Annotated in this window: 4 protein-coding genes; 2 read left to right on the forward strand and 2 right to left on the reverse strand. The window is 38.8% G+C overall.

Translation table 11 applies throughout. From position 1 onward, the window contains the following. Positions 1-191: 191 nt before the first annotated feature. Positions 192-1,103 carry an aldo/keto reductase family protein gene (locus ACQQ6X_RS08925; protein ID WP_305168237.1) on the forward strand — a complete coding sequence of 304 codons (912 nt, stop codon included), beginning with the start codon at positions 192-194 and terminating at the stop codon, positions 1,101-1,103. 681 nt (positions 1,104-1,784) lie between these two features. On the opposite strand, the gene ACQQ6X_RS08930 is transcribed toward ACQQ6X_RS08925, so the two are convergent. Further along, positions 1,785-1,922 carry a hypothetical protein gene (locus ACQQ6X_RS08930; protein WP_305168238.1) on the reverse strand — a complete coding sequence of 46 codons (138 nt, stop codon included), beginning with the start codon at positions 1,920-1,922 and terminating at the stop codon, positions 1,785-1,787. A gap of 60 nt (positions 1,923-1,982) precedes the next feature. Here ACQQ6X_RS08930 and ACQQ6X_RS08935 point away from each other — a divergent pair, with 60 nt between their 5' ends. Further along, complete coding sequence (locus ACQQ6X_RS08935) at positions 1,983-2,207, forward strand: hypothetical protein (protein WP_430493599.1); 225 nt, start codon at positions 1,983-1,985, stop codon at positions 2,205-2,207. Between the two features lie 3 nt (positions 2,208-2,210). Here the strand turns inward: ACQQ6X_RS08935 and ACQQ6X_RS08940 are convergent. Continuing rightward, positions 2,211-2,562: hypothetical protein (locus ACQQ6X_RS08940; RefSeq protein ID WP_430493566.1), on the reverse strand; the 352-nt coding region annotated here is incomplete at its 5' end.

Here is a 2,562-nt window from a genome sequence, read left to right on the forward strand (position 1 = left end):
AAAATATATAGAAGTTTTCTAATACAGTTGACTTCGTGTTGCTCGAAGGTAGTATGCTTTTAACATGAGTTTAAATAGATTCACATAAGGAGGTGCATATATGCAAAAAGTAACGCATAATTGAGCTTTTTTCTAAAGAGCGTAATAACAACTATAGGAATCATCATAATAAATTAAAGGAGACTCATAAAATGAAACTAACAGAATCGACTCGCAATGAAATAGGTATGCCTCTCGTAGGGTTTGGTACCTTCCAATTATCGGATGATCAAGCGGAATACAGTGTTACAGAAGCGCTTAAAGCTGGATTCAGACACATTGATTCTTCTGAGGCTTACAATAATGAAGAAGGTACTGGCCGAGGTATTAAAGCGGCTGGAGTTTCAAGGGATGAGCTTTTTGTCACGACTAAACTTTTCCCTGCACCCGTTAAAAACTACAGTCAAACCGATAAAAACTACAGTCAGACCATTGAGACGTTAAAGAATCAGCTTAAACAGCTCCAGCTTGACTATGTAGATCTTTACCTTATACATGCCCCACTCTCCGAACTTAGAATGGAACAGTGGAATGCTTTTGTTGAACTGAAAAAATTAGGACTGGCTAAGCATATTGGAGTATCAAATTACAATATTGCGACAATTAAAGAAATTTTGGATGCAGGTCTGGCCAAGCCTGAAGCAAATCAAATTGAATTTCATCCTATCTCTGCCCAAGTCGAGCTCACCAGATACATGAAGGAAAATGCGATCGCACCGATTGCCTATAGCTCGCTGGCTCCTCTTTCAACCTGGCGGGTTGAAGAAGGCCAGGGAGGAGAAGTGCTCGCTGAAATCAAAAAAGAAGGCCAACAGATCATTAAAGAAGTTGCTACGAAACTTGAGGTGTCGGAAGCCAGGGGGCTATTAAGATGGGGGTTACAGCACGGCTACGCTGTATTAACAAAAAGCAGTAAACCCGAACGTATACGTGAAAATTTAAATTTATTTGACTTTGAAATTTCTGATAACGATATGGAACGGTTGAACCAACTAGATCAGAATCAAGCCCTGGCTTGGGCGGCAAGTGGTCTTGATCCAATGGCAGCTCCCCCTCTTAAATAAACGTGGCAGATAACAGGAGCAGGCATAATTGAAAAAGGTCGTTCATTCCGTTCAATATAAGCTATAAGCATCAGCCAATAAGGAGATTAGTTTAGCAAAGCAGCTAATGGGACTAACGAAGTGTCCCCTTAAAATAGATGTTGAATCATCGTCTATTAACGGGCTTTTTATTTATTTTAAGACATGCCAATAGGGATCGTTGCAGAAATGTTAACGATCCTTTTTTGTATGCTTTTAGGAACGACGCATTTCATCAATAATTAAAACAACTTCAATACCACAACAAAAGTATCTCCTGCAGGCAATGCAGGAGATACTTTTGTTGCCTTGGCGCATCCCTGGTCACAGTTAGCTGTTTGGTGAAAATAAAGTGTTAGACTGGAGTCGTTGAATTACCGCAGGTTTTAAATAGAAAAATCGTCAGCTTTTAGAAAATAAGTTTTAGACTGATCTATTAAAAGAAGCAGCGGCGGACCAAGAATTGAAAAATAAAGTCTTAGACTGCCGCGGTTGTCATTCAACTAACGTATCCCGTTAGCTCAATGCATTAAGCCATTTTTAGTTTATATGTAGGATGCTCAAAGCCTGTTGCATCATAATATTTATTATGGGTGTATTCAAAACCAAACTTTCCGAGCAATTTTGCGGATACTCTTTCCCTGAGTGACTGACAAGAGATCTTTAAAGCCAAGCAGTTTGGGTCATCGAATTCGATTTGTTCGTTGCTGCATTTTCCGGATGATGTCCCGCCACAATGTACTCTGTTTTAAGGTTATTACGGGCGTATTCTAACTGGCGCGAACAACGCTTTGTTGTCATATTCTCCAATATCCCTTTTCATAATATCCGTATCCATGCCGCTACACCAGCAGCCATTACATTCACGATTACTTTTTTATCCGTTCGCTGGACTTGCTCAAGCCTGAAGGCATATTGGGTTTTATCGTCAGTAAAGGCACAATGGACAAACAAGACTCCACTGTGCGGCAGATCCTCGCACAGAAGGCTGAATTAATCGGCATGGTTCGTTTACCCAACACGGCCTTTCAATCGCTGGCGGGGGCTTTCAGGCCCCAGGGTAATCTACAAATTGGTGTAGATTAGAAACTATTCAAAAATTATTAAGTTATCTATCTCTCCTAACGCAAAATACAAGAATCTCTTGAATTTATCAATCGTAACATTCTGTGGAACATCATTAAAATCTTCATAATCTTTTATTACTTGAAAATTATTAAAGTAAACTACATTCAATATCTCTGCTTCGCATTCACTTCGGCTTATTGGACTAAATCTATTATTGTATACATTTATCCTTAACTCTTCTTTTAACTCGTGAAAATTTATACTTTCAAGCATAAGATTTATGATTTGTTCCACATCTACTGTTGTCTTAATTGGAGCCTCGTAAATATCATTGCTGCTCATTAATTCAAATATATAGTAAACTCTAATAGAG

It is taken from the genome of Paenibacillus ottowii (genome assembly GCF_050516475.1).
GTDB lineage: Bacteria > Bacillota > Bacilli > Paenibacillales > Paenibacillaceae > Paenibacillus > Paenibacillus ottowii.

Excerpts from the sequence above, each read along its gene's own strand:
- ACQQ6X_RS08930 (WP_305168238.1), bottom strand. The coding sequence starts at position 1,922 with ATGACAACAAAGCGTTGTTCGCGCCAGTTAGAATACGCCCGTAATAAC.
- ACQQ6X_RS08925 (WP_305168237.1), top strand. The coding sequence starts at position 192 with ATGAAACTAACAGAATCGACTCGCAATGAAATAGGTATGCCTCTCGTA.